The 26196-nt window shown below is 62.0% G+C and carries 28 protein-coding genes; 15 read left to right on the top strand and 13 right to left on the bottom strand.

The genetic code is table 11. The features are described from left to right. Nucleotides 1-55 precede the first annotated feature (55 nt). Entirely contained in the window at nucleotides 56-2131 is a 2076-nt protein-coding gene (tkt, locus tag LPA37_RS12845; RefSeq protein WP_229012746.1) for a transketolase, read from the bottom strand. A 198-nt stretch (nucleotides 2132-2329) separates the two neighbouring features. Then, nucleotides 2330-2545 carry a copper chaperone gene (locus tag LPA37_RS12840; protein ID WP_407672517.1) on the bottom strand — a complete coding sequence of 72 codons (216 nt, stop codon included), beginning with the start codon at nucleotides 2543-2545 and terminating at the stop codon, nucleotides 2330-2332. A 254-nt stretch (nucleotides 2546-2799) separates the two neighbouring features. On the opposite strand from LPA37_RS12840, the gene LPA37_RS12835 reads away from it, so the two are divergent. The 3 genes from LPA37_RS12835 (at nucleotide 2800) to LPA37_RS12825 (ending at nucleotide 4426) form a co-directional block, all read left to right on the top strand. Beyond that, on the top strand, nucleotides 2800-3015 hold the full coding sequence (locus LPA37_RS12835; protein ID WP_229012745.1) for a hypervirulence associated TUDOR domain-containing protein: 216 nt from the start codon (nucleotides 2800-2802) through the stop codon (nucleotides 3013-3015). A 71-nt stretch (nucleotides 3016-3086) separates the two neighbouring features. Next, nucleotides 3087-4112: a DnaJ C-terminal domain-containing protein gene (locus LPA37_RS12830; protein WP_229012744.1), complete on the top strand. Its 1026-nt coding sequence runs from the start codon at nucleotides 3087-3089 to the stop codon at nucleotides 4110-4112. Beyond that, the gene (locus tag LPA37_RS12825) at nucleotides 4109-4426 is read left to right on the top strand and encodes a chaperone modulator CbpM (RefSeq protein ID WP_229012743.1); all 318 of its coding nucleotides are present in this window, start codon (nucleotides 4109-4111) and stop codon (nucleotides 4424-4426) included. The genes LPA37_RS12830 and LPA37_RS12825 overlap by 4 nt, the downstream gene beginning before the upstream one ends. Before the next feature lie 192 nt (nucleotides 4427-4618). Here the strand turns inward: LPA37_RS12825 and LPA37_RS12820 are convergent, their stop codons facing one another. Then, nucleotides 4619-4843: a LysR substrate-binding domain-containing protein gene (locus tag LPA37_RS12820; protein ID WP_228976128.1), complete on the bottom strand. Its 225-nt coding sequence runs from the start codon at nucleotides 4841-4843 to the stop codon at nucleotides 4619-4621. Nucleotides 4844-4878: 35 nt separating this feature from the next. Between LPA37_RS12820 and LPA37_RS27710 the strand changes: the two genes are divergently transcribed. The 3 genes from LPA37_RS27710 to LPA37_RS27705 all read left to right on the top strand — a co-directional run bounded on the left by LPA37_RS27710 (nucleotide 4879) and on the right by LPA37_RS27705 (nucleotide 6934). Beyond that, on the top strand, nucleotides 4879-5007 hold the full coding sequence (locus LPA37_RS27710; protein ID WP_267478170.1) for a hypothetical protein: 129 nt from the start codon (nucleotides 4879-4881) through the stop codon (nucleotides 5005-5007). Nucleotides 5008-5453: 446 nt separating this feature from the next. After that, entirely contained in the window at nucleotides 5454-6470 is a 1017-nt protein-coding gene (locus LPA37_RS12815) for an IS110 family RNA-guided transposase (protein ID WP_229012742.1), read from the top strand. 341 nt (nucleotides 6471-6811) lie between these two features. After that, nucleotides 6812-6934: a hypothetical protein gene (locus LPA37_RS27705; protein WP_267478169.1), complete on the top strand. Its 123-nt coding sequence runs from the start codon at nucleotides 6812-6814 to the stop codon at nucleotides 6932-6934. Between the two features lie 42 nt (nucleotides 6935-6976). Here the strand turns inward: LPA37_RS27705 and LPA37_RS12810 are convergent, their stop codons facing one another. Continuing rightward, nucleotides 6977-8191 (bottom strand): ABC transporter substrate-binding protein, encoded by a 1215-nt coding sequence (locus LPA37_RS12810; protein WP_407672518.1) that lies wholly within the window; start codon nucleotides 8189-8191, stop codon nucleotides 6977-6979. 157 nt (nucleotides 8192-8348) lie between these two features. After that, entirely contained in the window at nucleotides 8349-9593 is a 1245-nt protein-coding gene (locus tag LPA37_RS12805) for a DUF1479 domain-containing protein (protein WP_229012741.1), read from the bottom strand. Nucleotides 9594-9686: 93 nt separating this feature from the next. On the opposite strand from LPA37_RS12805, the gene LPA37_RS12800 reads away from it, so the two are divergent. Continuing rightward, a complete protein-coding gene (locus tag LPA37_RS12800; RefSeq protein ID WP_229012740.1) occupies nucleotides 9687-10643 on the top strand; it encodes a helix-turn-helix domain-containing protein in 957 nt (318 codons plus the stop codon). Between the two features lie 65 nt (nucleotides 10644-10708). On the opposite strand, the gene LPA37_RS12795 is transcribed toward LPA37_RS12800, so the two are convergent. From LPA37_RS12795 to LPA37_RS12785, 3 genes are read right to left on the bottom strand one after another with little or no spacing between them, the layout of a single operon-like run. Then, the gene (locus tag LPA37_RS12795) at nucleotides 10709-10999 is read right to left on the bottom strand and encodes a DUF971 domain-containing protein (protein WP_267478168.1); all 291 of its coding nucleotides are present in this window, start codon (nucleotides 10997-10999) and stop codon (nucleotides 10709-10711) included. Further along, nucleotides 10996-11991, bottom strand: a complete 996-nt coding sequence (locus LPA37_RS12790; RefSeq protein ID WP_228974192.1) for a HEAT repeat domain-containing protein — start codon at nucleotides 11989-11991, stop codon at nucleotides 10996-10998. Before LPA37_RS12790 ends, LPA37_RS12795 begins: the two co-directional genes overlap by 4 nt. A 41-nt stretch (nucleotides 11992-12032) precedes the next feature. Then, nucleotides 12033-12218, bottom strand: a complete 186-nt coding sequence (locus tag LPA37_RS12785; protein ID WP_229012767.1) for a hypothetical protein — start codon at nucleotides 12216-12218, stop codon at nucleotides 12033-12035. A 61-nt stretch (nucleotides 12219-12279) separates the two neighbouring features. Here LPA37_RS12785 and LPA37_RS12780 point away from each other — a divergent pair, with 61 nt between their 5' ends. The 5 genes from LPA37_RS12780 to LPA37_RS12765 all read left to right on the top strand — a co-directional run bounded on the left by LPA37_RS12780 (nucleotide 12280) and on the right by LPA37_RS12765 (nucleotide 16827). Then, complete coding sequence (locus LPA37_RS12780) at nucleotides 12280-13233, top strand: hypothetical protein (RefSeq protein ID WP_229012738.1); 954 nt, start codon at nucleotides 12280-12282, stop codon at nucleotides 13231-13233. A 235-nt stretch (nucleotides 13234-13468) separates the two neighbouring features. Next, on the top strand, nucleotides 13469-15499 hold the full coding sequence (locus LPA37_RS12775; RefSeq protein WP_229012737.1) for an acyltransferase family protein: 2031 nt from the start codon (nucleotides 13469-13471) through the stop codon (nucleotides 15497-15499). A gap of 2 nt (nucleotides 15500-15501) precedes the next feature. Then, nucleotides 15502-16215 carry a lytic transglycosylase domain-containing protein gene (locus LPA37_RS12770; RefSeq protein WP_229012736.1) on the top strand — a complete coding sequence of 238 codons (714 nt, stop codon included), beginning with the start codon at nucleotides 15502-15504 and terminating at the stop codon, nucleotides 16213-16215. A gap of 80 nt (nucleotides 16216-16295) precedes the next feature. After that, entirely contained in the window at nucleotides 16296-16595 is a 300-nt protein-coding gene (locus LPA37_RS27900) for a TrbM/KikA/MpfK family conjugal transfer protein (RefSeq protein WP_407672516.1), read from the top strand. Between the two features lie 25 nt (nucleotides 16596-16620). Then, entirely contained in the window at nucleotides 16621-16827 is a 207-nt protein-coding gene (locus tag LPA37_RS12765; RefSeq protein ID WP_229012735.1) for a hypothetical protein, read from the top strand. A 471-nt stretch (nucleotides 16828-17298) separates the two neighbouring features. On the opposite strand, the gene LPA37_RS12755 is transcribed toward LPA37_RS12765, so the two are convergent. From LPA37_RS12755 to LPA37_RS12745, 3 genes are all read right to left on the bottom strand, one after another. Continuing rightward, nucleotides 17299-18057, bottom strand: coding sequence for an amino acid ABC transporter permease (locus tag LPA37_RS12755; protein ID WP_229012734.1), 759 nt, complete (start codon nucleotides 18055-18057; stop codon nucleotides 17299-17301). Between the two features lie 3 nt (nucleotides 18058-18060). Further along, nucleotides 18061-18783 (bottom strand): amino acid ABC transporter permease, encoded by a 723-nt coding sequence (locus tag LPA37_RS12750; protein ID WP_229012765.1) that lies wholly within the window; start codon nucleotides 18781-18783, stop codon nucleotides 18061-18063. Between the two features lie 106 nt (nucleotides 18784-18889). Then, complete coding sequence (locus tag LPA37_RS12745) at nucleotides 18890-19708, bottom strand: ABC transporter substrate-binding protein (RefSeq protein WP_229012733.1); 819 nt, start codon at nucleotides 19706-19708, stop codon at nucleotides 18890-18892. A 299-nt stretch (nucleotides 19709-20007) separates the two neighbouring features. On the opposite strand from LPA37_RS12745, the gene tauA reads away from it, so the two are divergent. From tauA to LPA37_RS12730, 3 genes are read left to right on the top strand one after another with little or no spacing between them, the layout of a single operon-like run. Next, entirely contained in the window at nucleotides 20008-21030 is a 1023-nt protein-coding gene (gene tauA / locus LPA37_RS12740; protein WP_407672515.1) for a taurine ABC transporter substrate-binding protein, read from the top strand. After that, the gene (locus LPA37_RS12735) at nucleotides 21027-21821 is read left to right on the top strand and encodes a taurine ABC transporter ATP-binding protein (protein ID WP_229012732.1); all 795 of its coding nucleotides are present in this window, start codon (nucleotides 21027-21029) and stop codon (nucleotides 21819-21821) included. The genes tauA and LPA37_RS12735 overlap by 4 nt, the downstream gene beginning before the upstream one ends. Next, nucleotides 21818-22669 (top strand): ABC transporter permease subunit, encoded by an 852-nt coding sequence (locus LPA37_RS12730; protein ID WP_228974208.1) that lies wholly within the window; start codon nucleotides 21818-21820, stop codon nucleotides 22667-22669. The genes LPA37_RS12735 and LPA37_RS12730 overlap by 4 nt, the downstream gene beginning before the upstream one ends. 16 nt (nucleotides 22670-22685) lie before the next feature. On the opposite strand, the gene LPA37_RS12725 is transcribed toward LPA37_RS12730, so the two are convergent. Together LPA37_RS12725 and LPA37_RS12720 are read right to left on the bottom strand one after the other, a co-directional pair. After that, nucleotides 22686-24926 (bottom strand): DEAD/DEAH box helicase, encoded by a 2241-nt coding sequence (locus LPA37_RS12725; protein ID WP_229012731.1) that lies wholly within the window; start codon nucleotides 24924-24926, stop codon nucleotides 22686-22688. Beyond that, entirely contained in the window at nucleotides 24898-26196 is a 1299-nt protein-coding gene (locus tag LPA37_RS12720) for an ATP-binding protein (protein ID WP_229012763.1), read from the bottom strand. Before LPA37_RS12720 ends, LPA37_RS12725 begins: the two co-directional genes overlap by 29 nt.

Genomic DNA, 26196 nt, shown 5'->3' with positions numbered 1-26196 from the left:
AAGCACGAGCGTGAGGCGCGGCCCCGCACATACTCCGGGCACACGCCTTCAATCGCTAGACTGACAGCGCCAGCGCGCATGCGCAGACGTTGTCGACGGTGAAACCATACTCGCGCATCAGAATATCAGCGGGTGCCGATGCGCCGAAGCGTTCGATGCCGAGCACCTCTCCGCTTTCGCCGACATAGCGATGCCAGCCTTGCGGCACGCCGGCCTCGATAGCCAGCCGCGCGCCGACCGGGGGCGGCAGCACCACGTCCCGGTACGCTTGCGGCTGCGCGTCGAACAGCGACCAGCAGGGCAGCGAGACCACGCGCACCGCAACGTTTTGCGCCTGCAGGCGCTCGCGTGCGGCCATCGCGAGCCCGACTTCCGAGCCGGTCGCGATCAGGATCAGTGCCGGCTTGCCGCCCGGCGCGTCCGCGAGGATGTAGCCGCCGCGCCGCAGACCGTCGGCGGCGCCGAACTGGGCACGGTCGATGGTCGGCACGTTCTGGCGCGTCAGGATGAGTGCGGTCGGCCGGTCACGCGTTTCGAGCGCTACGCGCCACGCCACGGCGGTTTCGTTGGCATCGGCGGGGCGAATCACGTTGAGGTTCGGCACGGCCCGCAGGCTGGCGAGCTGTTCGATGGGCTGATGCGTCGAGCCGTCTTCGCCGAGCGCCAGACTGTCGTGGGTGAAGACATAGATCACGCGTAGATGCATGAGCGCGGCAAGCCGGATCGGTGGACGCATGTAGTCCGAAAAAATCAGGAACGTCGCGCCGAACGGGATGGTCCCGCCGTGGGCGGCGAGGCCGTTCAGGATCGCGCCCATGCCATGCTCGCGCACGCCGAAGTGCAGATTGCGGCCGGCGCGGCTCCAGCCGCCTCCTTCGGAGCCTTGCCGGTCGCGGGCACTGGCGCCGGGCGCTTCGAAGTCGCCGAGCCCGGACAGTGCGGTAAAGGTGGACGGATCGAGATCCGCGGAGCCACCAGTCAGCGACGGCAGGCGCGGCGCGATCGCATTCATCACCTTGCCCGATGCGACCCGCGTGGCGATACCTTTGGCATCGGCGGGAAAGAGCGGGATATCCTGATCCCAGCCGGCCGGCAATTCACCGCGCGTCGCGTTCAGCAGTTCCTCAGCAAGCTCTGGAAACGCCTGCTTATAGGCGGAAAAGCGCGTGTTCCATTCGGTTTCTTTTTGCCGACCCTCGTCAAGCGCACGACGAAAATGCGTGCTTGCCGGCTCGGGAATATAAAACGCCGGCCCGGTTGGCCAGCCGAGGTTCTGTTTGGTCAGACGCACTTCTTCTTCGCCGAGCGGCGAGCCGTGCGCCTTGTAGGTGTCCTGCCTGTTCGGCGAACCGTAGCCGAGATGCGTGCGCACCAGAATCAGCGACGGGCGCCGGATTTCGGCACGCGCATTGCCGAGCGCCTGCTCGATGGCGCCCCTGTCGTTGCCGTCGCCGATGGACTGGACGTGCCAGCCATAGGCTTCGAAACGCCGCGCACGGTCTTCGCTGAACGTGATGTCCGTGCCTGCGGAAAGCGTGACCTCGTTGTCGTCATAGAGATAGATCAGCTTGCCTAGCTGCAAATGACCGGCGAGCGACGCGGCTTCCGATGCGACGCCTTCCATCAGATCACCGTCGCTGACGATGCCGTAGGTGAAGTGATCGACGATGTCGAAGCCCGGCCGGTTGTAGCGCGCGGCAAGGTGCGCTTCGGCCATCGCCATGCCGACTCCGTTGGCGAGGCCCTGGCCGAGCGGCCCCGTCGTCGTCTCGACGCCGGGTGTCAAACCGCGTTCCGGATGGCCCGGCGTGAGACTGCCCCATTGGCGAAACTGCTTGATCTGTTCGAGCGGCAGATCGTAGCCCGTCATATGAAGCAGGCTATAAAGCAGCATCGAGCCATGTCCGGCCGACAACACGAAGCGATCGCGATCGAGCCATGCCGGATTCGCCGGGTTGTGTTTGAGAAAGCGGGTCCACAGCACGTAAGCCATCGATGCGGCGCCGAGCGGCAGACCGGGATGGCCACTGTCGGCTTTCTGCACCGCATCGACCGACAGAAAACGCAGCGTGTTGACGCACAGATCGTCCAGCGTCGCGGCGCTGGACGAGAGGGAAGCCGCTGGGTTCATGTGTACTCTCCTTGATTGCTACAGACCGGCGGGGCGGTGCCGCCGTGAGCGAATGGACCGGAGTGCCGTCACGCTCCACGTTGTGCTTCGAGTTCAGGGCTGGTGGTACCGCAGCGCGCCATCGGCGAAAACGCTGTCGCTGAACGCCTTGAACGCGGCATGCGGGGCGGGTGCCAGCTACAGAGTCCGCACGCCGGATCAGCCTTTGCTGATTTTCGCCGTGTAGCCCGTGTCCTCGAACGCGACGAGGAACTCCTCGGCCATCAGCCACGAGTCGACCTTCACAACTCCTGCTTTGACGTCGACGTCGACTTTCGCGTCCGGGTCGACCGCACCGATGGCCCGGACAAGCGTCTGCGCATCGACATCGCCGGTCATCTTCTCCACTTCGAATTCCATATGTTCGAATTCCACGTGCAGCTCCTTCAATTCGGGTTATTGGGTGCTTCGAACGGCCCATGATGCGCCTGCCCGATGCAGTTGTACCTTCATTCCTGTGCGTCGAAAACTTCGGCGATTCAATTAAATTCAAGCTATATCACAACGTGATCTATAGTGAAATGCGCTGAATCATCATGACAATGCGCTGTTGAATGTCCGGCAGCGTCCGCGTGCGCCGGCATCGACATCACTGCACTGTACGCCGCACTGAACGGAGGGCGTCCATCATGACGACGAGATTCAAGGTTGGCGATCACGTGACGTGGAATTCGGAGGCCGGCCATGTGAGTGGCAAGATCATCGAGGTGCACACGAAAGACGCCGGCTACAGGGGGTACACCCATCACGCCAGCATTGACGATCCACAGTACGAGATCAGGAGCGACAAGACCGGCCATGTCGCGATGCACAAAGGCGGCGCACTGAAAAAGACGCATGCCTGAGCCATGTCGACTGTTACAGTACAGACGAGCCGCTAACGGATGTGAAACGCTTTGATCAGGCGGACGCGGGAATGAAATACAGGGACTACTACGAGATTCTCGGCCTGCAACGCACCGCGACGCAGGACGAGGTCCGGCGCGCGTACCGGAAGCTCGCGCGCAAATATCATCCGGACGTCAGCCAGCAGACCGACGGGGAAGAGCGTTTCAAGGAACTGGGCGAGGCGTATCAGGTTCTCAAGGATACGGAGAAACGCGCGGCCTACGACCGTTTGGGCCACCAGTGGCAGAACGGTCAGGATTTTCAGCCGCCGCCTGACTGGGACGAAGGCTTCGAATTCAGCGGCGCAGGTAACGGGCGCGGCGCGGATGCCAGTTTCAGTGATTTCTTTGAGGCGATGTTCAGCGACGCGCGTACAGGTGGGCACGCACGGCAAGCAGGAAGGCGTGGCAGGGGATCGGAACACGCCGCCGGCGCGGCCGACGATCTGGAGGGCGCCTGGCGCGGTGCGCAACGGTCGATGCCCGGACAGGATCTTCACACGAGAGTCGTGATCGATCTGGAGGATGCTTATCACGGCGCGCAACGTTCGATTTCGCTGCAAATGCCGGTCCTCGATGCACACGGTCATGTCGTCCTGCAGCCGCTTACGCTGAACGTCACCATTCCCAGGGGCGTGCGTGCCGGACAGCACCTGCGTCTCGCCGGTCAGGGCGCTGCCGGGGTGGGGCAGGGACCGTCCGGTGACCTGTATATGGAAATCGCCTTCCGGGAGCATCCGCATTTTCGCGTCGACGGGCGCGATGTTTCGCTCGACGTACCGGTGGCGCCCTGGGAGGCCGCGCTCGGCGCGCACGTAACCGTTCCCACGCCTGATGGCTCAGTCGAGCTGACCGTGCCAGCGGGGTCGGCCGCTGGTCGGCGGTTGCGACTCAAGGGCAAGGGGATCCCGGGGAAGACGCCGGGAGACCTGTATGTGATATTGGCCATCGTGCTGCCACCAGCCGACAGCGACAGCGCGCGAGCGGCCTACGACGCGATGCGGCAGGCGTTCCATTTCGAGCCGCGCGCGAATTTCACGGGTACTCGACCATGAAAGAATCGGTGGCGGTCTTTGTACAAGGTCAGATTGTCGAGGAAGACGTCGAGTTCACGCTCGTTGAATTGTGCAGGGCGAGCGGCGCGTCGGAAGAACAGCTGACGTTATGGATCGAGGAAGGCGCAGTCGAGCCGCAAGGTGCCACGCCGCGCGAATGGCGCTTCAGCGGTGCCGCACTGCGCCGCGTGCGAACCGCTCGACGACTTGCACAGGATCTCGAGATCAACGCACCCGGCATTGCGCTCGCCCTCGACCTGCTCGATGAAATCGATGCATTGCGAGCGAGGGTGAGGCGCCCGGCGGGTCGTTGAGCGTGGTTTTTACGTTCCTTACCGGTTCAATGGCGGGCGCGGCGCGAACGACCGGGTTCGTCTGAATTGCTGGCTGGCACCACCGGCAGGCGTGGCGGAACGGTAGGCCTGCCTGCGATGTTGTGCGCTGCTATTGGGCGCGGCAATCCAGGTCCTTTGCGAGCAACCTGGCCTGTCACGGCCCTGGACGCCTCAATAGCTTCTCGCTGTCTGGGTCAGTGCAGCGTCGTCGGCGTGCTCGAGAATACGCGCGAACCAGTCAGCCAGAAAATCCACAAACGCGACGACCTTGGCTGACACATTCATCCGCTCGCCGTACACCGCATAGATATCCGCACTCGGCAACGACCAGTCGGGCAACGCGATGCGCAATGCGCCCGAACGCAAATGCGCCTGTACGTCCCACTCCGAACGCATCAGTACACCATGACCGGTTGTCGAAGCGGACGTCGTTGTATACCCAGGTCGGCTACGTGAAGAACAGCCACGGCTCGAACCTTGGTCTTAACGGCTACGACACCGACATCGTCGCCGGCCACAATCAGACCGGTGCGATGCTTGGCGTTATTCACTATTTTTGAGCGGGACGGAAATGGATAACCCAGTCGTGAACTGGAGATAGTGAGGGTCGGTTAGAAGCAGGGGAATCCGCAGCGCAAAAGGTAATCAACGTCGAACGGGAAACCCGTAACGGGTTGCGGGTTTTTCGATAAGGCCAGATTTGTCTGCAAGCCATGCACAGACTGGCGTTGGAGGTCTCGGGGCCTTTGCAATCCAACTCTGTCGCCTGGTCAATGCAAAGGTCATTGGTGTCACGTTGAACGCCAGGCGTCAGGGCTTCGCATTGCGTATAGGAAAGCGCCCTATGTTTGACATAATATAAATTATCGAGCATTGGTGTGTCAGAGCTTTTTAGATGGAATGGTCGCCTCCCGCCTTAGCGTCGTCCGGACGCCGCAACAAGCCCGGCGACCGTGTCGAGCCCGAGTATCGTTTCCGTTAGGACATCCCGTTAAGGAGAAAGCTGATGGAACCCACGACCATTGCCATCGACCTGGCCAAGAGCGTCTTCCAGGTGCATTTCGTTGAACCTGATACCGGTGCGATTCACAGCAAGGTACTGAAGCGCGCCCAGCTCAAGCCGTTCTTCGCCAATCGTGCCCGATGCCGGGTTGTCATGGAAGCCTGTGGAAGCGCTCACCACTGGGCCCGTCAACTGGCCGCGCTTGGTCACGACGTCCAGTTGATCGCGGCGCAGTTCGTCCGTCCGTTTGTCAAATCGAACAAGAACGATGCCGCGGATGCTGCAGCGATCTGGGAAGCCGCTCAGCGGCCCGGCATGCGGTTCGTTGCCGTCAAGACGGAAGATCAGCAGGCGATGCTTGCATTGCACCGGATGCGCCAGCAACTCGTGAGAATCCGGGTCATGCAGGTCAACCAGCTACGCGGGCTGTTATACGAATTCGGTGTCGTGTTGCCACAGGGCCGGCGCGCAGCAATCGAGGCAGCCAAGGCATCGCTTGCGTCCCTTGCGGATCAGTTGCCGGCCATGTTGACAGACAGCCTTCAGGACCAGATTTCGCGCTTACTTGTACTCGACGAGCAGATCCAGCGCATTGAACAGCGCATCACCGAATGGCGTCGAGGTGATGAAGCATGCCGTCGCATCTCTGAGATTCCCGGCGTGGGATTACTTACCGCCACCGCGGCTGTCGCAGTCATCGGCAACGCGCAGGCCTTCAGGTCGGGACGCGAATTTGCCGCCTATCTCGGGTTGGTGCCGCGACAGAACGGCTCGGGTGGCAAGGTGAAGCTGGGCGGTATCAGCAAACGTGGGGACGTGTACTTACGAACCCTGCTGATACACGGCGCCCGATCTGTCATCTCCAGTTCGAGACAACTGCCTGAGCGGATGCGCGCCATGCTCGCCCGGCGACCCACGAACGTCGTCGCGGTTGCTCTGGCTAACAAGGTTGCGCGAACGATCTGGGCGTTACTTGCGTATGGTCGAACGTATCAGCCTGTGACGTCGACGCCTGCCTGAATAGTATTGCAGTCTGATACAAACCTACTCCAGGTTGCATAGGTGATATTGAGTGATGGCAAGACAGGTTGGACCGCGCAAAGGCAAGCCTGAGACATTACTCGGACCTCGAGTCCGTTATTTAGATTAGGACCTTTGCGGCGAAATCCATCGGGGCCGGCAGGCAAGTCCTGCAATCGAGTCCGGATATAAGTCCGCAACCACCCTCCTCGCTGAGTGCAATATCTCCTTGCAAATGGGAGGCGACCATATAAGTAATGTCGTGTTTCAGCAAGATACAGATGTCGTGTTTGCAGCTGATGCCATGCTCGGCGTTTCCGGTCTGATTGCGGGAGCCCGCCATGCGTGCAGCCGAACTGGTGACACTGAACATGCGCGAACTCGACCGTTTAAAGGTCATCCAGGACGTCGCCGATGGCAGGCTCAACGCATTGCCACCGGATTCATCCGTTCGCCTTTTATGAGTAAAGGTATTCGTTTCAAACCCGGTGGCCCGAAGCTCCCGCCTACTTGACCTTCGCAGCAGCGGCCAGCTTGCGCACGCCCTCTTCAGGATCCTCGTTCGAGTTCATGAAATTCGTTACGGCGTCGGTAATCGCGCCAGCGGTAGCCGAAGAATGAAGTTCGCCGAAGGCCAGCGACGGCAGGAACCCGCCCGATTTAATCGTGGCCAGTTCGTCTGTACGTGATTTTTTGGCGCAATCATCGAACTTGTCCATGGGCACATCCAGCCGGATGGGGATCGAACCTTTGTAGAGACTGAACTGCTGCTGGAAATCAGGGGACATGATCGTCCTGGCAAGCGCAAGCTGTCCGGGAGTCGCCTCCTTTTTGCCATTCTGCTGGAAGAACACGAACGCATCCACCGTGTAGGTGAAGGCATTCGACGTGCCGGGCGCAGCCGCGCAGACATAATCGACGTCCGATTTCCTGTTCGCATTCGCAAACTCGCCTTTCGCCCAGTCGCCCATGAATTGCATCCCACCCGAGCCGGAAATAACCATGGCCGTCGCGAGATTCCAGTCACGGCCGTGGTAGCCCTTGTCGAAGTAAGTCCGGATCTTCTGGACGGTCTCGAACACCTGCACCATCTGCGGCGAAGTCAGTGTTTTCTGGTCAAGATCAACCAGGGCTTTGCGGTAGAAGTCCGGGCCCTGGGAAAGCACAACCGTCTCCCAGATGGTCATGTCCTGCCACGGCTGGCCGCCATGTGCGACGGCCGTGATTCCCGCTGCGCGGAACTTGTCGGCAAGCGCGAAGAACTCCGGCCACGTCGTGGGCGGCGTGCCGCCCACCTTATCGAGGTCGGCCTTGTTGATCCACAGCCAGTTGATTCGATGTACGGAGAATGGCGCAGCCACATAGTGGCCGTTTGCCTTCATGGTGTTATCGATTTGCGCCGGCGAATGCGCTTTCCAGTCCGTGGCGGATTGATCGATGTTGACCAGTACGCCCTGACTCGCCCAATCCTGAATCAGCGGACCCTTGACCTGCGCAGCCGACGGCGCGTTGCCCGAGATAACCTGCGTCTTGAGCGCCGTCATGGCCGCCGCGCCCGCTCCTCCCGCTACCGCGAAGTCCTTCCACTGGTAGCCCTGTTTGTTCATATCGTCCTTCAGCACGCGGATCGCCTTCGATTCGCCGCCGGAGGTCCACCAGTGCAGTACCGAAAGCGGTTCGGCGCCAAGTACAGAATGCGTTCCAGCCACGAGCAGCGTCATAGCCGTTGCAACCGATGTCAGTGATCGTTTCATTGCAGTCTCCGAATTTTTCGTTATTGATCGAGCGACGCATTCGCGGCCAGGGCGAACGCGCATGCGCGCCCGTTTTCATGCGGGTCAAACGCGGGTCAAACGCGAGTCAAACGTCTTTGCCGATCTACAGGTCAAACCCAAGTTGCACCTTGCCGGTCGGTGTCAGGTCCCCGGCCGTCGCACGTCCGGTGAAATCTACTTCGAAATGGTCAGCCGGAAAATCAGGTGGACTTTCACCCTTCAGGAAGCTCGGCAACTGGCGCTTCAGATAAGCATCGTTTTTGGCGCACGCGGGCGCCGAAGCAATGTACATCACGTTGCTGTAGCCTGCTCCCCTATGCTCGTCCTCGACCGCATGGATGACATCGCTGTGCCAGAACACGGTGTCGCCCGCTTCCATTTTTGGAATCGACGACAGCGCCTCGAACAATGGTGCATGAAATTCCGGTTTGATCGACAGTGCCCGTCCGGGCATTGCACCGCATAGATCGTCTTCCGCGACATCGTCCTGAAGCGCGCGCAGCAGAATGTACGCCATTGCATTGGCGATGGGTACGAGTTGTAGCGTGCCGTCGCCCGGGCCTTGCGGCGTCAGGGCAGTCCAGCCCTGGAAAGTGCGGAACATCGAGCATACGGCGGGCGACGCGATTTCCTGCACGTCCGGCCGGAAAGCCGCGTCGAACGGATCGTAGTCTCGCCAGTTCCCTGCAAACACGTGGCGGTACACCTTCCGGAAATTGCTTTCGATCCAGCGCTCGACCGACCCGCCGTCGCAATGCGCCGACAGGCCGAGCGACGCGGAGCCTGGTGGCCTGCGACGCAGACGGTCGGCATAGACCGGCACGCGCTCCGGATCGAAGTGCACGCGGCCCTCGCTCTCATTGCGCCACAGCCGGTTCAGGAACACACGCGCCGCGGTCAGCGACGCCGACTGACGGGCCAGCACTTGTGGCTTCGACCAGTACACGCCATGGATCTGCGGCTTGCTGGATGCCAGTTGTCCAAAGTATTTGTCCTCGGCGCGGTTTTCCAGACGCCTGTCGAGATTATTGCGCTCGACATAGCTTGCAATATCCTCGTCCCAGCCCTGCACCAGCGCGCGGGGAAAGACATTGCGAATCACGCATGCGCCACGCGCCTTGACGAGCGCGATCTGGTCGGCGGTGACGCGTTGCCCGGTGATGTCGGAAAACTGGATCTCGGGAATGACGTCTTCTCCACGATCCCGCTGCCCGGCGATTCGCCGGGCCTCGGTGCTGATCGCTTCCTCGACTTCGGCGAAGACCTCCCGGTAGTTCGGCAACGCCGCGCGCAGTTCCTTTTTCGCTTGCCGGATCGCGACCGGCAAATCTTCGATTTTTAACGCCATGACTGTCTCCGTATAGATTCGATATCCACGAGGATAGGACGTGTACTCGCATCGTGGTGATACGATTCAGGCAATTCATTTGCGTTTTCGGCCATGAAACCAGCCTATGAGCATGTCGAGTTCGGTGAGGACTGTTCGGTCCGGGTTTACCATCGGCGGCTCCCGCGTATTCCGTTCGAGTGGCATCACCACCCGGAGTACGAGTTAACGCTGACGATGAACAGTCATGGCAAGCGCTACATCGGCGACTCCGTCAACGAATATGAGGCCGAGGATCTGGTCCTCGTGCCGCCGGATCTGCCGCACACCTGGGCGTCGAACCGTTCGATCGAGCCGTCCTCGCCACAGGTCGCCATCGTTATCTGGTTCGACGGCGACTGGGCGCGGCGCATGGCGGATTGTTGCCCCGAATATGAACCGCTGCGCAAGCTGTTGCGCAGGGCCGCGTGTGGGCTGGCCTTCGAGCCGCCTGCTGGCAAATCGATGCGTGACCGCCTGGAGCAATTACTGTCGAGCGGAGCGCGCGACCGCCTTGGCGCCGCCCTCGATATTCTGTGCACGCTCGCCGACGCGCCGGGTCAGCCGCTCGCCTCGCCGAGTGCTTTCAATCAGGCAACCGCGGGCCCATCTGGTCACGAGCCCGAACGGATCAACCGGGTTCTTTCGATGATCGACGCGCACTTTGCCGAACCACTGCGACTGTCAGAGCTCTGTGCAGCCGCCAGCCTGTCGGAGCGCACGCTCACGCGTTACTTTGTTCAACATATCGGCGAGAGCGTGGGTCGGTATATCGCCCGGGTTCGCATCGGCCATGCGTGTCGAATGCTGGCTGACACTTCCCTGCCCGTCGCCGTCATCGCTGCTCGTTCGGGCTTCGCGAACGTCGCCAATTTCAACCGGCAGTTCAGGGCCGCGAAGCAAACGACGCCGGCCGAATATCGACGGCTGTTCGCGGCCGTGGGTTCACCGGATAAGGATGCATCGACTCGTTTGACCGAACGGTCTCCGTCACTTCAAGGGAAGCGGAAATCAGCCGTCGCCCGCAGGTAGCAAATCCCACAGACCTTTAGACAACCGGCTCTGAACGATCCAGGGTCGATGTCCTGTTGCATCGTTCATACCGCATCGGCACCCAGCGCTTCCAGAAATGACCACGGAAAAATGCCCTGCGCGTGTCCGTCGCTGAAAACGAGCTGTACGCCATACGCCATCGACTGAATGTCGACGACGGCGACGCCTTCCGGGGCGCGCACCTCATCGCCGGCAACGCGCACGCGTCGACAGGCCGCGCATGGACAGGCGCTGCGCAACGCGACATGGCTCAAGCGCTGCGTCATCGCATCGGGCCAGTACAACGTCATGGTATGAGCGCGGGAATCAAGCTCGACGTGCACAGGCACCTTCATGCCGGATGGCCTCCAATCTGCCGCAACGCGATGCGTACCGCCTTGCGTACTTCCGGATCGGCGTCGCCCTGCGCTCCCAAAAGAGCGGTCAATACGCGACTGTCGCCCAGTTCGCCGAGCGCGAGCGCCGCCTCCTTGCGCAGATTGCTGATGGCATGCGACAGCAACACGGCAAGCGCCGGTCCCGCGGCCGCATCGCGCAAGCGGCCGAGCGCCCTCGCCGCCTTCAGCCGGACCTGCCAGTAGGGATCGTCGAGCGACGCAACCAGCGCCTCGCGGGCGCGCGGCGCGCGCAGTTTGCCCAGCGTCGTGGCGGCTTCTTCACGCACTTGCCATGCGTCATCGCGCAGCGCGCTGAGGAGCGCATCGACGATCGGCGGCGTGGGTTCCGGGCACAGTCCAAGCGCACCCACTGCCGCGCGGCGCACGTCGGGATCGGCATCGCCGGCAGCCACCGACGCCAGTTGCGCGAGCGCCCGCGGGTCCTTGAGCCATCCCAGCACGCCGACCGCCTCGAGACGCACCGCCGCCAGCGAATGCGAAAGCGCGCGCAGGGCGGGATCGAATGCATCGGCGAGACGCAGTTCGCGCAGCGCACGCAACACCGCCATCTGCACGAACGGCTCCGTGCGCGCGATCCAGCGCAGCAACACCGGACCGGACGTCGCGTCCTTCAACTCGGAAAGGCTTTGGGCCGCGGCGAGACGCACCGCTTCGTCGCGATCAAGCAACGCGCCACACAGCGCATCGACGACCTCCTCCCGCTCCCACGCGGCAAGCACGCGTGCCGCCTCGCGGCGCACGTCGGCCGAAGCGTCGTGCCGCAACGCGTCGACGATCGGCGGCAAGAGGTTTTCGTCTTCCAGATCCGCGAGTTCAAGCAACGCGATGCGGCGCACCACGGGGTCGCTGTCAGAGAGGCGCGGCAGCAGCACGGAAGCCTCGGGGTCCAGCGCGTCGGGGTCGAATGTCAGCGGGGGAAAATCAGTCATGAGTCGCTTTGAATGAAAACAGGAATCGGGTGAATCGCTCTTCAGGCCGCTTCGCGCAACAAGCCGCCTAACGGTCCGGTCACGTATGCGCAGGCCGGCCCGTTGTAGTCCTTGATGAGCGGATTGATCTGGAAGCACTCGAGGTTCGCGAGCGCCGCGCCGGCGTGATACGCCATCGCATAGCCGTCGCCGGCATTCGTCGGGTTGATGCCCGTCCCACCAGGCAACTCCAAAATCTGTCAGCTCTGCCGTGGTGGCTCGCGGCAAATCCCGCAGCAACATGGCTAGTTGGCCCTTGAACTGCTCGACGGTTATGCGGGGCAACCGGGCGGATTTGTGCCGCAGAACGATAGCGGTATCTATCCGGCCGGCCGCGTGTACGGCAACAAGGCCGGCTGGGGTTTCGTGACGACGGGCTACCAGAACCTCGCAGGTGGCCAGCCGGCCGCGCTGCTCGTGATGAACAACGGTCAGCAGCAAAACCTCTACCTGTACCGCGTCGCCGTGCCGGGCCAGCCGCAGCTGACCACGATGCAAACAACACTGAACATGGGTAATAACGCGATCACGGCGGCGAACGGGATTGCGACCTCGGGCGGTAGCAATGCGCAGTCAGTGCAGGTCGGCAGCTCGTACTACTACGGCGATGGCTCGAATAGCGCGATCCGGCAAAACGGTGGACTCTACATTCAGAATCAGGCTGGCACGGCGGCGGCTGATATTGCGTCTGTCGGTAACGTTAATTCGAGCGGGCAGGTGACTGCCACAACGGTAGTGACCAACGGGAATATTTGGGCTTCGAATGGCACGGTGACGGCCGCTGCGATGCACTCCACTGGCAATCTTCAGGTCGACGGCTCGGGCCAGGTCAACGGCAATCTGACTGCAAACGGGCAGGTTACGTCAGGCGGCTATGTCGTCGTGAACGGTGGGGGTTCCGCCAGCGCGGGCTGCCCTGGCCCGCAATACATCGGGACTGGATCGGGCGGCGTACTGCTGTGCGAAAACGGCGTATGGACGGCCCCCAACAGCTTTCAACCCAAGGTCAACGGGACAGTAAGTTCCGATACCACTGTCGGGCCGTATAACTGGTGCTTCCTGCAGAGCTTCGACAATCCGCAATCGGACGGCACGGGCCTGTGGGAAGTAGGACTTGTCTCTGACGGCGGCCCGACCAACCGTTACTTCCTACTGCACAACTCAAAAGGCGGCGGGGCGATTATTGGCTATATGTGTATCTAGGGACGGATGAATGAATCACGCTCGCGACTTGCTGCAAGGGACACCCATATCGGGGGAAGGGTATTATTCGGTTCTTTCTCCGGTAGCCTCTTTGGGCTCGATCGGCGGCACGCATTCAGCATGTCTGTCGTCGAGCTTGCCAGCTGCCGGTGCTGCTGGTCCGCGCGGTTTCAAATCATCGCCTGGCCGTTCCCTTCGCTCTCGTCTCCGATCCTTGCTGAGAGGATCCAAGCCCATGCTGCAAACTCGCAAACTGCCCGTTCATCTGTCTCCAAACTACCGTCCCGATGTCGACGGCCTGCGCGCTGTTGCTGTGCTCGCGGTGATGCTGTGTCATGCCGGCTACGCGGCGTTTGCGGGGGGCTTTACTGGCGTCGATGTGTTTTTCACGATTTCGGGATTTGTCGTAACGACTTCGCTGCTAGGCGATCTGGCTCGCGACTCGTTTTCATTCAAGGAGTTTTATGCGCGCAGGGCGAAGCGCTTGGCTCCTGCGCTCTATGCGATGCTCGCCGTTACCTTTGCGTTCAGCATCCTCTTTTCGTTTCCGGACGATACTTTCCATCTGGCGAAGAACATCCTTGCTGTCGCCACAATGACATCGAATATTTTCCTGTCGAAGCAGACCGGTTATTTCGATGCAGCGGCGGCCGATCAGCCTTTGTTGCACACCTGGTCGTTATCCGTCGAGGAACAGTTTTACGTCGTCCTCCCGTTGCTGTTGTACTGGCTGCATCGCAAGGCGCGAGGCTGGGCGCTGCCTGCGTTTGCAGCGCTTACTGTAGCGTCCTTCGCATATGCGATCTTCGAGGTGCACAGGGCGACAACAGGCGCGTACTACTTCGCGCAAAACCGTGCCTTTGAATTTCTCGTAGGGACGCTGCTCGCGCTGGTTGAATTCCGTCGTGGGCCTGTCCGGTCGAAGTGGTTCGATCTGATTTTTCTCGCCGGCATTGCGATAGTGCTGTTCGGTGTCTTCGGGTTTAGCGCGACGGCGCAGTTTCCAGGCATCGGTGCGATCGTGCCGTGTGGGGGCGCACTGCTCATCATCTACGGTGGCCGGCGAGCCGTCGTGTTGCACCGGATCTTGGCCAACGACGCAGCAGTGTTTATTGGCCGCGTCTCTTACCCGCTCTACCTGTGGCACTGGCCGGTCTTTTTCGCGCTGCGTCAGCTCGATCTGGCCTCGCCTAAAGGCTACGTTATCGCGATCGGCGTCGCCTTCGTGCTCTCCGTATTGACGTATCTATACGTCGAGGGTGCGGCACGGCATGCCGTCATGCCAGCACGCAAGGCATTGCTTTCCTTCCTTGTGCTGCCGCTGGTTGTGTCTGGAGCGCTTGCCGGCACCGGGAAGCTGTCTGACGGGTTCCTGTTCGCCTACCCGGCGAAGATTCGCAACGATGTCCGTTGGTCTGGAGACTCGTTGTTTGATATGCCACGCGGCAAGAAATGCTGGTCGCAAATTGCTGTGACGGATGAGGCTACGTGTACGCTTGGCGATCCCGCTGCGAACGACAAGGCGATTCTTTGGGGTGATTCGCACGCATACCATCTGATTTACTTCTTCGATCGCCTAGGCAAAGAAAAGCACATGGCAATTCATGATGTCGCTTTCACTCTCTGCCCGCCAATCGCGAACGAGCCGGCGAAGCCTGGGTACATGCCGTTTCTCGAAGATCACTTGCATTGCGTCGCTCACGATAAGGCTGTGATGTCCTACGTGCTTTCGCGGCCGGACATCAAAACGGTGTTCATGGCGTCTGCGTGGCAAAACTATCAGAACCTGTCGATGGATCCGAACGCAGGCCCGAACGGACACGGGTTCCGGCCGGGCCAGCTCGAGAACGAGCTGAGCAACACCATCGCCAAGTTGACGGCCGCCGGCAAGCATGTCGTCTTGATGAACGATGTGCCGACGATCCCGATGGATCTGATTAACTGCGACTTCAACAACGATCTGCTTTTCCCGATCCATCGGCACGTGTGCCAGTTCGATGCGTCGATCGCCCGGGAGCAACATGCGCCGATTCACGCGATGCTGCAGCGGCTGCAGGTCAAACACCCGCAAATCGACGTAATGCACACCTACGACGTGCCTTGTACTGATGCCGTGTGCGTGCTCAATTTTGATGGCCTGCCGATCTACCGTTACGATGATTATCACCATCTGAGCGCCGCCGGCAGCTCGCTCCTGTTTCCGAAGTATATGGCTCGTCATCCGGGCGAGCTGGACGCAATTTTGCAGAGAAGGGCGGTTCAATAAGCATGGTCCCAATCGCCGCATGCGTGGCCGAAGCGTCGGCCGCTTACCACGTCGAACAGGCGAAGATCGCTGCGATCATGCAGAACGGCCTTCCTGCAGGCGTCGAGCGTGGTGGGCGCATTGGGCCGATGGGTATTCCGGTGCAATGGCTTCCGGTGTTTGAAATGATGGGTATGCAGTCGGCCGATGTTGTTGACGATGCCTGCGAGAACATTTTTGCGGGTACGTGGATTCTGGCCTACGTCGCGAGCCTGCAGGATGCGGGGGTGTATGGCGGTGGATCCTACGCTGCGCGGCCGGTGCATATCTCGGCCCAGGTGGCTGAACGTCGACGCGCCTGGAGTCAGGTAGTGCAGCGCGCGGCTGCGCTTACGGGCGTGCCGGCCGGCCTGATAGATGCCGTTATCACGGTCGAAAGCGGATATCAGCCGCGTGCCGTGTCGTCCGCGAAAGCGATCGGCATGATGCAATTGATGCCACGCACAGCGGCGATGCTCGGCGGTGATCCGTGGGACGCGGAGCAAAATATTTTCATGGACTCGCGTTATCTCGCGCAACTCGCTCGCCAGTTCAACGGCGATCTGCAACTCACGCTTGCCGCGTATAACGCTGGCCCGGCTGCTGTCACGCGTAGCGGCTACCGGATACCTGCATTCACCGAAACGCGGGGTTATGTGCCAAAGGTTCTGTCGTTGTACTCGTCCTTGCAGCAATGATGAAGCTTGAGTAACCTGGCGGTGTTCGGGCTACGCTTCGTTTTGAAATCACGTTTTTGGGGTTACGGGGGTAATCAACCATGAAAAAGGCAATAGCTGGGATGGTCATTGCAGCGTCCGCTTCGCTGTCCTCAATGTCCGCGCACGCATCGGATCCGTGCGAAGTGGTTATGTGCATGTTTGGTCTGGTTCAAGGTCAGAATTCATCGCAATGCGATGACGCAATCGCCAGTTACTTCGCAATTATCGAGATGCACCACGGGCATCCGGATCTAGGCGCGACGGCAACAGCCAGATTGGCCTTCACGCAGCAATGCAAGGGTGCGGGCAGTCAGTTCACCAGCATGATCGATAACGCATTCGGGAGTGTCATCAAGTAGAGAGATTTATAAGCCTGGGGGGCTAATGAAATCTGAACACAACGTAGTTGATACCGCATACCAGCGGTTTCTTTCCGAGCTACCAACTCGGAAAGAGAAAGTTGAAATCGAACTTCATCCTGACGATAGCAAGCGCGCCCGTGATGCGGCGTTAAAGCAGGGCATGGACTTTAGCGAGTTCTGCTCGATCGCAATTCACATGGCGGTGCGTGACGGCCGGAAACGTCGATGACCGCGCCGGCACACGTCAAACGTTCCCGCCTGGCGGATTCTATGCCTAGCATTGCGGCATGGGTCGCGGATCTGCGCCAATGCGTCGCTGCAAAGGGATATATCCCGCGCTCCGATCAACCGGACCTGAACCGACAGGTCTCGTCGTCGAGAATGCAGGCGAAGAAGCGAACGTCGTCGCCGGGAAGGCGGCAAAGGGGCGGGCAACTTCGGCTACAACGCGCAGACGGGTGAATAAGGCGATCTGGTCGAAGCCGGCGTACGCGTATTTGAGCCAGTCTGGCCGGCCGTACGTCAAACTCGCGCGCGCTCAGAAGAAGAGCAATGAGCGCAATTCGATGCTTCGACGCGGCCGCGCGTCGATAGGCGACGTTTGAATATCGAATGCCGTATGGGCGCCCAGACGCGCGATCGAATCGCCTGACGAGTCGCAGGATCTTCAGCAACCCGATCAGGCGAACGCCAACCCCGGCTAGACACGCCGCACCGGTCGCGCGGCGGCCAGCGCCGTCGCGTCTTCGGTGCGCCCCGGCGTACCTGCGTCGCTAGTGCGACGACGTGTGCGTCCAGTGATCGCCCACGTTGCCAGCGCGTCGAGCGACGTACACAGAAGCAGATAGACGAAGCCGACGAACAGGAATATCTGCACGGGATACACCATCAGACGGCTGTTCACCTGATTGGCGAGGAATGCGAATTCCGGCACGCCGACGATATAGGCAAGCGACGTATCCTTCACGAGCGATACCCACTGGTTGATGAACGAGGGCGCCATGATACGGATCGCCTGCGGCAACAACACGTGGCGCAATGCCTGGGCACGCGTGAGCCCGAGCGAGAGCGCCGCCTGCAACTGTCCATCACCGCTCGCCACGATACCCGCGTGCACCGAATGCGACAGATAGGCGCCCCCGATCAGCGCAAGCGCGCAAACCACCGTGGCAAGGCCTGGCACGTCGACGTGCAGCAGGATCGGCATCAGGAAGAACGTCCAGAAGATGAGCATCAGGACTGGAATGGCCCGGAAGAATCCGGTCACCGTCAGCAGCACGACGTGGGCAGTCCTTTGCGTGAGCGCGAGCGCCACGCCGCCCGCGAGTCCCAGCAGCGCCGACAGCGATGCGGAAACGACGGCCATCACCACCGTCAGCGCGGCGCCGCCGAGCGGCCCGTGCGGAAAGTTGCCGATGAGCAGGTACGGAATGTTCGAGAGCAGCGGCGAAAGGTCCATGGCCTACCGCCTGCCGGTGCGCGCACTGGCGTGTTGCGACAGCACGAGCCCCACCTCCAGCACCGCAATGGTGAGGATGTAAAGCACGGTCGCGGCGCCAAAGGCCTGGAAGGTCTTGAATGTTTCGGTATCGACCTGACGCGATGCATACGACAGTTCGGCGAGGCCGATCGCCATCGTCAGCGACGAATTCTTCACGACGTTCATGTACTGCCCGAAGAGCGGCGGCGTCGCGATGCGCACCGCCTGCGGCAGGATCACATGAACGAAAGCGCCCACGGGTGTGAGGCCCAGCGCTGCCGCCGCCTGATGCTGACCGGCGGGAACGCCCGAGAGCCCCGCGCGAAACTCCTCCCCGATGAAAGCGGTGGTATAGCAGGTCAGCCCGAACCATCCCGCGACAAATTCGAACGACGGCCATCCCAACGACACAACGCCGAGGTCCACCGCGTGCGGCGTATTCAACCAGTTCATCGTGGCTTCAGGCAGTAACGTCGCCACGCCGAAATACCAGAACAGGAGCTGCACGATCAGCGGCGAATTGCGAAAGACCAGCACATACAGTGTGGCGCCACGACGCAGCGGCGCAGATCGCGAACTGCGGGCAAGCGCCAGCACGAAGCCGCAGACTGTCGCCGTGATCGCGACCAGCGCCGAAAGCCCTAGCGTCATCCCAAAGCCGTGCCAGAGCCAGTTCACGTACTTCGGCGCGAGCCATCCGTTCATCGGAATCATGCAGTTCGGTAGTCTTCAAACAAAAAAACAGATCCGGCTGGCCGTCACAAGACGACTCAACCGGACGACGCGCAACGTCAGTGAAACGACCGTATGCTCAACTCTTTTGAGGATCGCCGATCTTGAAGAGCCGTGGCAGCGGCGCACGGCTCTTTGGGCCAAACCACTGGTTGTAGATGTTCGCCGCCGTGCCGTCCGCCTCAAGGCCCTTGAGCGTATCGTTCACGAAACCGAGCAGACGCGGCTCGCCCTTCGGCACGCCCACACCTTCATAGTCGTTCGAAATGGTGAACGGCGGAATTTCGTATTTGTTGCGATCCGGCACGTTGGCGAGGAGCGCCACGAGCTTTGGGCCGTCCTGCGTGATCGCCTGCACGTTACCCGTGCGCAGCGCGGCGAACGCGAACGGCGTGTCGTCATACGCGACGATCGTGGCTTGCGGGAACTGGGCGCGGACCTGCTGTTCGTTGGTCGTTCCCTTGTCCGCGCCGATCCGCAAGCTGTTCAGCTGATCGGGCGTCTTCAGTACGCCCTTCCTTGCGATGAACTGCGTACCGGAAGCGAAGTAAGGCGTACTGAAATCGACTTCCTTCTTGCGCTCATCCGTGATCGTGAAGTTGGCGAACACGAGATCCACCTTCTTCGACGTCAGGAAGGCGATGCGGTTGGCCGGGTTGGTCGGCTGGATTTCGAGCTTCACACCCAGTTTGCTGGCAACCGCCTTCGCATAGTCCACGTCGAGACCGACAATCTGGTTGGTCTTCGGATTGACGAAACCGAACGGCGCATTGCTGTCGAACGTCGCGACGCGCAATACGCCGGCCTTTTTGATGTCGTCCAGACGGTCCGCGTGGGCCACGCCCGACACGATAAACAGCAACCCCATGGCGGCTGGCAATAGAGATTTCACTTTCATTGGGTGGTCTTCCAGGGTTCGGTAGAACGGGCACTCGTGCGGTGCCTCGCGACCCCGAATGTAGCAACGGACACGACGCCCGCGAACCACGAAATTCTCGCTTGCTTAGGGCGAACTGGAATAAGGGGATCTTCTGCTCTTCTCTTGCCTTGTGATTCCCTCTTGCCGGGCGCGCCAGCGGCAGCGTTCGCAGCCAGCGTCATTTGCAATGCAGGAATGGTTCGAACTATCTGGTCGATGGATTGCTTATAGTTGGACACCTAACCATTAACCCTATCGATCAAGGACCGGGGTCCACGATGAAACCACTGCTCTCCTCGCTGCGAATGACCGCTGCCGGCATCGCTCTCTTCGCCATGGCGGCCGGCATTACGCACGCCGAATCGCGCGAAGTCGTGATCGGCTATCAGGACATGGTCGTTCCATGGCGATATGCGCAGGTCAGCGGCGCAGTCGAAAAAGCGACCGGCTACAAGGTGACCTACCGTAAGCTCGCGGGCGGTGCCGACGTGATCCGCGCACTGGCGTCGGGCTCGATCCAGCTCGGCGAGGCGGGCTCCAGTCCGATCGCGGCGGGACTGTCGCAAGGCGTGGACGTGTCGCTCTTCTGGATTCTCGACAACATCAACGACGCGGAAGCATTGGTGGCAAGAAACGGCTCGGGCGTGACGAAACTGACCGACCTCAAGGGCAAGAAGATTGGCTTGCCGTTCGTCTCGACTTCTCACTTCCACGCCCTCGTCGCCCTGCAGGATGCCGGCGTGGATCCGTCGACCGTGAAGATCCTCAACCTGCGCCCACCCGAAGTGGCGGCGGCGTGGGAGCGCGGCGACATCGACGCAACCTACATCTGGGACCCGGTTCTCGCCAAGGTGAAGAAGAACGGCAAGGTGCTGATCACGTCGGGAGAAGTGGCGCGGGAATCGGGCAAGGCGACCTTCGACGGTTTCGTGGTGAACCGCAAGTTCGCGCAGGACAACAGCGCGTTTCTCGTCGGTCTCGTGAAGGTGCTGGCGGACACGGACGCCCAGTACCGCGATCACAAATCAGCGTGGGTGGCAGGGTCGAAGGAAGTCGAAGGCGTGGCGAAGGAATCGGGCTCGAATGCCGCCGACGTACCCGCGAGCCTCGCGCTCTACGCGTTCCCCACGCTCGCTGAACAGACTTCGCCGACGTGGCTTGGCGGTGGCGCGCAGAGCGGCGCCGCGAAGTCGCTGGCGGCGACGGCGGCATTCCTCAAGTCGCAGGGCACGATCCAGAACGTGCTGCCCGACTACTCGGCGGGTGTCGACCCCCGCTTCGTGCAGCAAGCGTCGAAATGAGCACACTTGAGATCCGCGGCCTTGGCGTGACCTACGAGGGCGCCTCGACGGCCGCACTCGAAGGCGTCGATCTGCGGATCGAGAGCGGCGAGTTCGTCGTCGCGCTGGGTGCTTCGGGATGCGGCAAGACAACACTGCTGAACTGTCTGGCAGGCTTCATCGATCCGACGACGGGTGTCGCCCGGCTGAACGGCGAACCGATCACGGGCCCCGGCGCGGAACGCGGTGTCGTGTTCCAGAAATACGCGCTGATGCCATGGCTCGACGTGCTCGACAACGTCGCGCTCGGGCTGCGCTTCCAGGGTGTCGGCCGCACCCGCCGGCGCGAGATCGCACGTGAAATGCTGGCGCTCGTCGGCCTCGACAATCACGCCGATGCGCGCGTGTACGCCCTTTCCGGCGGCATGCAGCAGCGTGTGGGCATCGCCCGCGCGCTTGCCAGCGATCCGCTCGTGCTGCTGATGGACGAGCCAATGGGCGCACTCGATGCACTCACCCGCGAATCGATGCAGGAACTCGTGCTCGATGTCTGGGGCCGCACCCGCAAGACCATTTTCTTCATCACGCATAGCGTTGAAGAAGCGTTGTTTCTCGCCACGCGACTGGTGCTGATGACGCCCGGCCCCGGCCGGATCGCGCAGAGTCATTCATTGCCCTTCGCGCGCCAGTTTCTCGCGTCGCGCGATGCCCGCGCGGTGAAATCGTCGCCTGAGTTCATCCAGTGGCGCGAGCGCCTCGTGCGGCATCTGCACGGCCAACCGCACGCAGTAAGCGAAACGGCACTGTCATGAGTTCGATCGATTCGTTGCCGTCGTCTCCCGCCGTCACGCGCACGGCCGGACGTCGCAAGCCCCGGCGCGGTCTGCCGGGAGAAGGTCCAACGGCCGCGCTGAGCGTCGCATCCGTCGTCGTCATCGCGCTGTCATGGTGGGCCGCGACGTCGTTTCGCTGGGTTCCGCCGCTCTTTCTGCCCTCGCCGCTGGCAGTGTGGTCCGCATTCGTCGACGCGTGGAACGGGCGCATCCAGGGCGGCCTGCCGCTTTCCCAGCACCTGATGTGGAGCGCCATCCGCGTGTTCGGTGCATTTGCGCTCGCGAGCCTGACGGCGGTTCCGATCGGCATCCTGATGGGCGTGAGCCGGATTGCGAGGGGCCTGCTCGATCCGCCGCTCGAGTTCTATCGGCCGTTGCCGCCGCTCGCCTATTTACCGCTGGTCGTCATCTGGTTCGGCATCGATGAAACCGCGAAGCTGATCGTGATCTATCTCGCCTGCTTCGCACCCATCGCGATGGCCGCGCGTGCCGGCGTTCGCAGCGCGACGGCCGAGCAGGTCAACGCCGCGTATTCACTCGGCGGCAGCTTCGCTCAGGTCGTCCGGCACGTGGTACTGCCAGCAGCGTTGCCGGAAATCCTGACAGGCTTGCGGATCGCCGTCGGCTTCGGCTGGACGACGCTGGTCGCCGCCGAAATGGTCGCAGCGACAGCCGGGCTCGGTCAGATGGTGCTCAACGCCTCGAGCTTCCTGCGCACCGATGTCGTCGTGATGGGCATCGTGCTGATCGGCCTGATCGCATGGACCTTCGACCTCGGCATGCGCGCGCTCGAGCGGCGTCTGGTACCGTGGCGCGGGAAAGCATGAAAGAGACGCCCGTAACCTAAGCCGACTCCGCAACCGCGAGCCGCCGCGCCTCGGCCACGGCGCCCGCCAGATCGAGTCGCAGCGACGCATATGCGGCCCGTTTCACGTCGTCAGGCAGCGTCCAGTCCCACTTTTCGTTATCGACGTTCTGGATCGTCTGCAACGCGGCGGTCGTTTCGGACACCGTCATCGCCGCGATCCGCTGCAATACGTCGCGCACCGCGCCGGTTCCCGAAGCGCGGACACTGACCGCCGGCCCCTGGTTCCACGCATCGAGACCCTGCGCGCGAAGCAGCACGACGAGCGCATCGTTCAGCCAGTCGCCGGACCACGTCGCCAGCATCACGCTGCTGCCCGCGACGAAAATCGATTGCGTCGCGAGATTCGACGCAACGAAATAACGCCGCGCCTCGTCGAGCAGCATCTGCGCTCTGGCGTCCAGAAATGCGACCGGCTCCGTTTCCGCGAGCACGCGGTACATTTCGCGCCGCACTTCGTCGTGAACCCGGGCGCCGGCGCCGTCGAAAACGGGCGGCGCACCGCCGCGGTCCGGATGCACGAAGACGGTCTTCTTTTCCGCGTCGACGTCCTGTACCCGCCAGCGCTGTCCGGCAAAGATGATGCTCTGCCCAGGCGTCAACGGATGCGAAACCGGCAGCGAACCCAGCTGCCGGTTGCCGGCCACCACGCTGAATTCGTCGTCGCTGGAAAACGATGCGTAGAACGCGTAGTGATTCACGAGCCGCTCGCCCGCGACGCCATGCAGCAGCAAGCCGCCCTGCTCCTGCACGATCAGATCCCTGCTGCCGAGACTGCGCAGGATCGCCGCGAACGTGGGCTTGTCGATCGTATCGAACGGCCCGTTCACGACGAGCGTCTGCCACAGGTCGAACGCCGTGGCGCCGCCGCGCTCCGCGATGATCGACAGGATCTGCTGCACCAGTGTTGACGGATGCAGGCCGCCCGCGCGCGGCGGTTCGAACCAGCGCTTCAAAAGCAGCCGCACCATCGCGATCGATTGCACAAGACCTTCGCGCAGCCGGTCCGACAGATCGGAGTTGTCGCGCAGCTCCGCCTCGATGCAGTAGCAGCGCAGAATCGCCGCTTCGCCCTTGCGGCGTCCCGAGCGTCCGAGACGCTGGCGCAAGCTCGCCACCGATGGCGGCGGTCCGATCTGCGCGACACTTTTCACGGCACCGATGTCGATGCCCAGTTCGAGCGTCGTCGTGCACACCGCGCTCGCGGGCCGGTCGCCGGCCTTGAGCGCCCGCTCGGTTTCCTCGCGCAGTTCCTTCGAAAGACTGCCGTGATGCGGCCAGAATTCATTCGGATAGCCGTCGCGCTCGCACGCGCGACGCAGCAGACTCGCGTAGTTTTCCACCAGCCGGCGGCTGTTCGGAAAGATCAGGTTGTTCGAGCCGCGCAGCGCGCGATAGATCTGGTTCGCGACTTCAAGCGTGCTGCCGGGCACATCGTCTTCGAGCGCGGGACGCTCGCCGGGCGCGAGATCGAAGTCGAGCCGCGCGCCGGTTTCGACGAAGCCCTTGATCAGCACTTTCAGTTCCTGCCCCGCGCTGCCGGACTCGATGATCTCGACGGGCTTTTCCGCCCGCGCGCGCAGAAAGCGCGCGGCGAGCCGCATGTCGCCGAGCGTCGCCGAGAGCCCCACGCGCGGCACGGCCCGGCCGCACACGTGATCGACGCGCGCCATCAGCGACTGCAACTGCATGCCGCGCTCGGCGCCGATGAACGCATGCAGTTCATCGACGACCACATACCGCAGCGTGCTGAAAATCGTCGCGAGCGAAGCGCCCCGATTGACGAACAACGCTTCGAGCGATTCCGGCGTGATCAGCAGCACGCCCGCGGAATGTTTCAGGAAGCGCTGCTTGCGCCCCGCGGACACGTCGCCATGCCAGCCCGTCACGGGAACGTCGAGCGACTCGCACAACCGCTCCAGACGCGACCACTGATCGTTGATCAACGCCTTCAGCGGACTTATGTACAGCACCGAGCCAACGCAACGCGCATCGCGCAGCAGGTTCGACAGGATCGGCAGGAACGCCGCCTCGGTCTTGCCGGCGGCCGTCGCGGCCGCGATGATGACGTCGCGGTCCGCATCGATCAGCGCGGGCACCGCCCGCTCCTGCGCGTCGCGCAGTTCCGCCCAGCCTTCGCGCCAGATCCAGCGGCGGATCCGTTCGTCGAGCAGGTCGAAACTGCGTGAATCAGTCGAGCCGGAAACTGGTGAGCTCATCGTCGCTGTCCGTTGCGATGTCCGCTGCGCCGCCGATGTCGCGCTCGACTTCGAGGCCGCCGATCAGCTGACGCCAGTCCGCAGCGGGATTCTGTTCCAGTACGGCAAGCAGATTGATGAACGCGGTGATCGTGGTGCGCGGCGTGCGGAAATACGCTTCGCCAAGGCGCGCGGCGGCATGCGCCATGAAAGCCTGGATCGCCTCGACAGGCAGCCGTGCCCTGCCCGCGTCGCCAGATGCATGGACGATGCGGATCTTGTCGAGCAGCACGTAAAAATCCTCGGGCGTGAGGCTCGCGAGACGGATCACCGGGCCGCTATAGTCGACGAGCCCGTTCGTCGCGAACGTATTTTCCGCAAGCCGCGACTGCAGCGCCGGATAGCTGTAGAGACCACGCCGTGTATCGAGCAGGAATTCAGGCGTGCCGCCCAATACGAAACCGAGCCCCGCCGCGGAACCCTGCAACGAGTCGTTGAGAATGCGCAGAATCTGTTCGTAGTTGGCGTTTCGCGCCTGCACGTTCGCGAGCTTGTAGAGGTTGACCAGTTCGTCGAGGCATACCATCAGCCCGCTATAACCGGCCATCCGCACGAAGCGGCCGAGCAGCTTGAGCTGGTCGTACATGCTGGCATCGTCGACGATGGTGCGCACGCCGAGCGCATTGCGTGCATCGGTGCGCGTCGAGAATTCGCCGCGCAGCCAGCGCACCGCATCGCTTTTCAACTGCTCGTTGCCCTCCTCGAAACCCCGGCAGTACGCCGCGATCACGTCTGCGAAATCGTAGCCGTTAACCATCTCCGTCAGTTGCGCGAGTTGCGCGCGAATCACGGCTTCGCTCGTGCGGCCGGTCGCTTTTGCTTCGGTCTTCGCCTGCCCGATAAATTTCTCGACGACGCCTGCCAGCGCCCCGCCTTCGGGCTTCGTGCGGGTCGCCATGTTCTTGACGAGTTCCGCGTAGAGCGAGCGCGCCTGTCCGCCGGACGCATGCAGGCGCCGGTCCGGATTCAGATCGGCATGGACGGTGACGAGCTTTTTCTCCAGCGCGATCGCGCGAACCAGGTTCAGAAAAAACGTCTTGCCCGCGCCGTATTCGCCGACAACGATGCGAAAGCTCGAGCCGCCGTCGGCGACCCGTTCCACGTCCTGCAACAGCGCTTCGAGTTCACGCGCGCGGCCCACCTGAATCAGATGCTGTCCGGCGCGCGGCACGACGCCGGCACGCAGCGACTGCAGGACCGCATCGCGGTCTCTCGGGCGAATCGTTGGAAT

This window comes from Paraburkholderia gardini, from assembly GCF_907164545.1.
GTDB lineage: Bacteria > Pseudomonadota > Gammaproteobacteria > Burkholderiales > Burkholderiaceae > Paraburkholderia > Paraburkholderia gardini.
Note: the sequence above shows the minus strand (reverse complement) of the source record. Positions and strands in the feature narration are given on the sequence as shown.

Excerpts from the sequence above, each read along its gene's own strand:
- LPA37_RS12735 (WP_229012732.1), top strand. The coding sequence starts at position 21,027 with ATGAGCACACTTGAGATCCGCGGCCTTGGCGTGACCTACGAGGGCGCC.
- LPA37_RS12745 (WP_229012733.1), bottom strand. The coding sequence starts at position 19,708 with ATGAAAGTGAAATCTCTATTGCCAGCCGCCATGGGGTTGCTGTTTATC.
- tauA (WP_407672515.1), top strand. The coding sequence starts at position 20,008 with ATGAAACCACTGCTCTCCTCGCTGCGAATGACCGCTGCCGGCATCGCT.
- LPA37_RS27705 (WP_267478169.1), top strand. The coding sequence starts at position 6,812 with ATGCGTGCAGCCGAACTGGTGACACTGAACATGCGCGAACTCGACCGT.
- LPA37_RS27900 (WP_407672516.1), top strand. The coding sequence starts at position 16,296 with ATGAAAAAGGCAATAGCTGGGATGGTCATTGCAGCGTCCGCTTCGCTG.
- LPA37_RS12810 (WP_407672518.1), bottom strand. The coding sequence starts at position 8,191 with ATGACGCTGCTCGTGGCTGGAACGCATTCTGTACTTGGCGCCGAACCG.
- LPA37_RS12805 (WP_229012741.1), bottom strand. The coding sequence starts at position 9,593 with ATGGCGTTAAAAATCGAAGATTTGCCGGTCGCGATCCGGCAAGCGAAA.
- LPA37_RS12790 (WP_228974192.1), bottom strand. The coding sequence starts at position 11,991 with ATGACTGATTTTCCCCCGCTGACATTCGACCCCGACGCGCTGGACCCC.
- LPA37_RS12820 (WP_228976128.1), bottom strand. The coding sequence starts at position 4,843 with ATGCGTTCGGAGTGGGACGTACAGGCGCATTTGCGTTCGGGCGCATTG.
- LPA37_RS12730 (WP_228974208.1), top strand. The coding sequence starts at position 21,818 with ATGAGTTCGATCGATTCGTTGCCGTCGTCTCCCGCCGTCACGCGCACG.
- LPA37_RS12815 (WP_229012742.1), top strand. The coding sequence starts at position 5,454 with ATGGAACCCACGACCATTGCCATCGACCTGGCCAAGAGCGTCTTCCAG.
- LPA37_RS12835 (WP_229012745.1), top strand. The coding sequence starts at position 2,800 with ATGACGACGAGATTCAAGGTTGGCGATCACGTGACGTGGAATTCGGAG.
- LPA37_RS12795 (WP_267478168.1), bottom strand. The coding sequence starts at position 10,999 with ATGAAGGTGCCTGTGCACGTCGAGCTTGATTCCCGCGCTCATACCATG.
- LPA37_RS12775 (WP_229012737.1), top strand. The coding sequence starts at position 13,469 with ATGCTGCAAACTCGCAAACTGCCCGTTCATCTGTCTCCAAACTACCGT.
- LPA37_RS12750 (WP_229012765.1), bottom strand. The coding sequence starts at position 18,783 with ATGAACGGATGGCTCGCGCCGAAGTACGTGAACTGGCTCTGGCACGGC.
- LPA37_RS12800 (WP_229012740.1), top strand. The coding sequence starts at position 9,687 with ATGAAACCAGCCTATGAGCATGTCGAGTTCGGTGAGGACTGTTCGGTC.
- LPA37_RS12830 (WP_229012744.1), top strand. The coding sequence starts at position 3,087 with ATGAAATACAGGGACTACTACGAGATTCTCGGCCTGCAACGCACCGCG.
- LPA37_RS12725 (WP_229012731.1), bottom strand. The coding sequence starts at position 24,926 with ATGAGCTCACCAGTTTCCGGCTCGACTGATTCACGCAGTTTCGACCTG.
- LPA37_RS12765 (WP_229012735.1), top strand. The coding sequence starts at position 16,621 with ATGAAATCTGAACACAACGTAGTTGATACCGCATACCAGCGGTTTCTT.
- LPA37_RS12825 (WP_229012743.1), top strand. The coding sequence starts at position 4,109 with ATGAAAGAATCGGTGGCGGTCTTTGTACAAGGTCAGATTGTCGAGGAA.
- tkt (WP_229012746.1), bottom strand. The coding sequence starts at position 2,131 with ATGAACCCAGCGGCTTCCCTCTCGTCCAGCGCCGCGACGCTGGACGAT.
- LPA37_RS12755 (WP_229012734.1), bottom strand. The coding sequence starts at position 18,057 with ATGGACCTTTCGCCGCTGCTCTCGAACATTCCGTACCTGCTCATCGGC.
- LPA37_RS12770 (WP_229012736.1), top strand. The coding sequence starts at position 15,502 with ATGGTCCCAATCGCCGCATGCGTGGCCGAAGCGTCGGCCGCTTACCAC.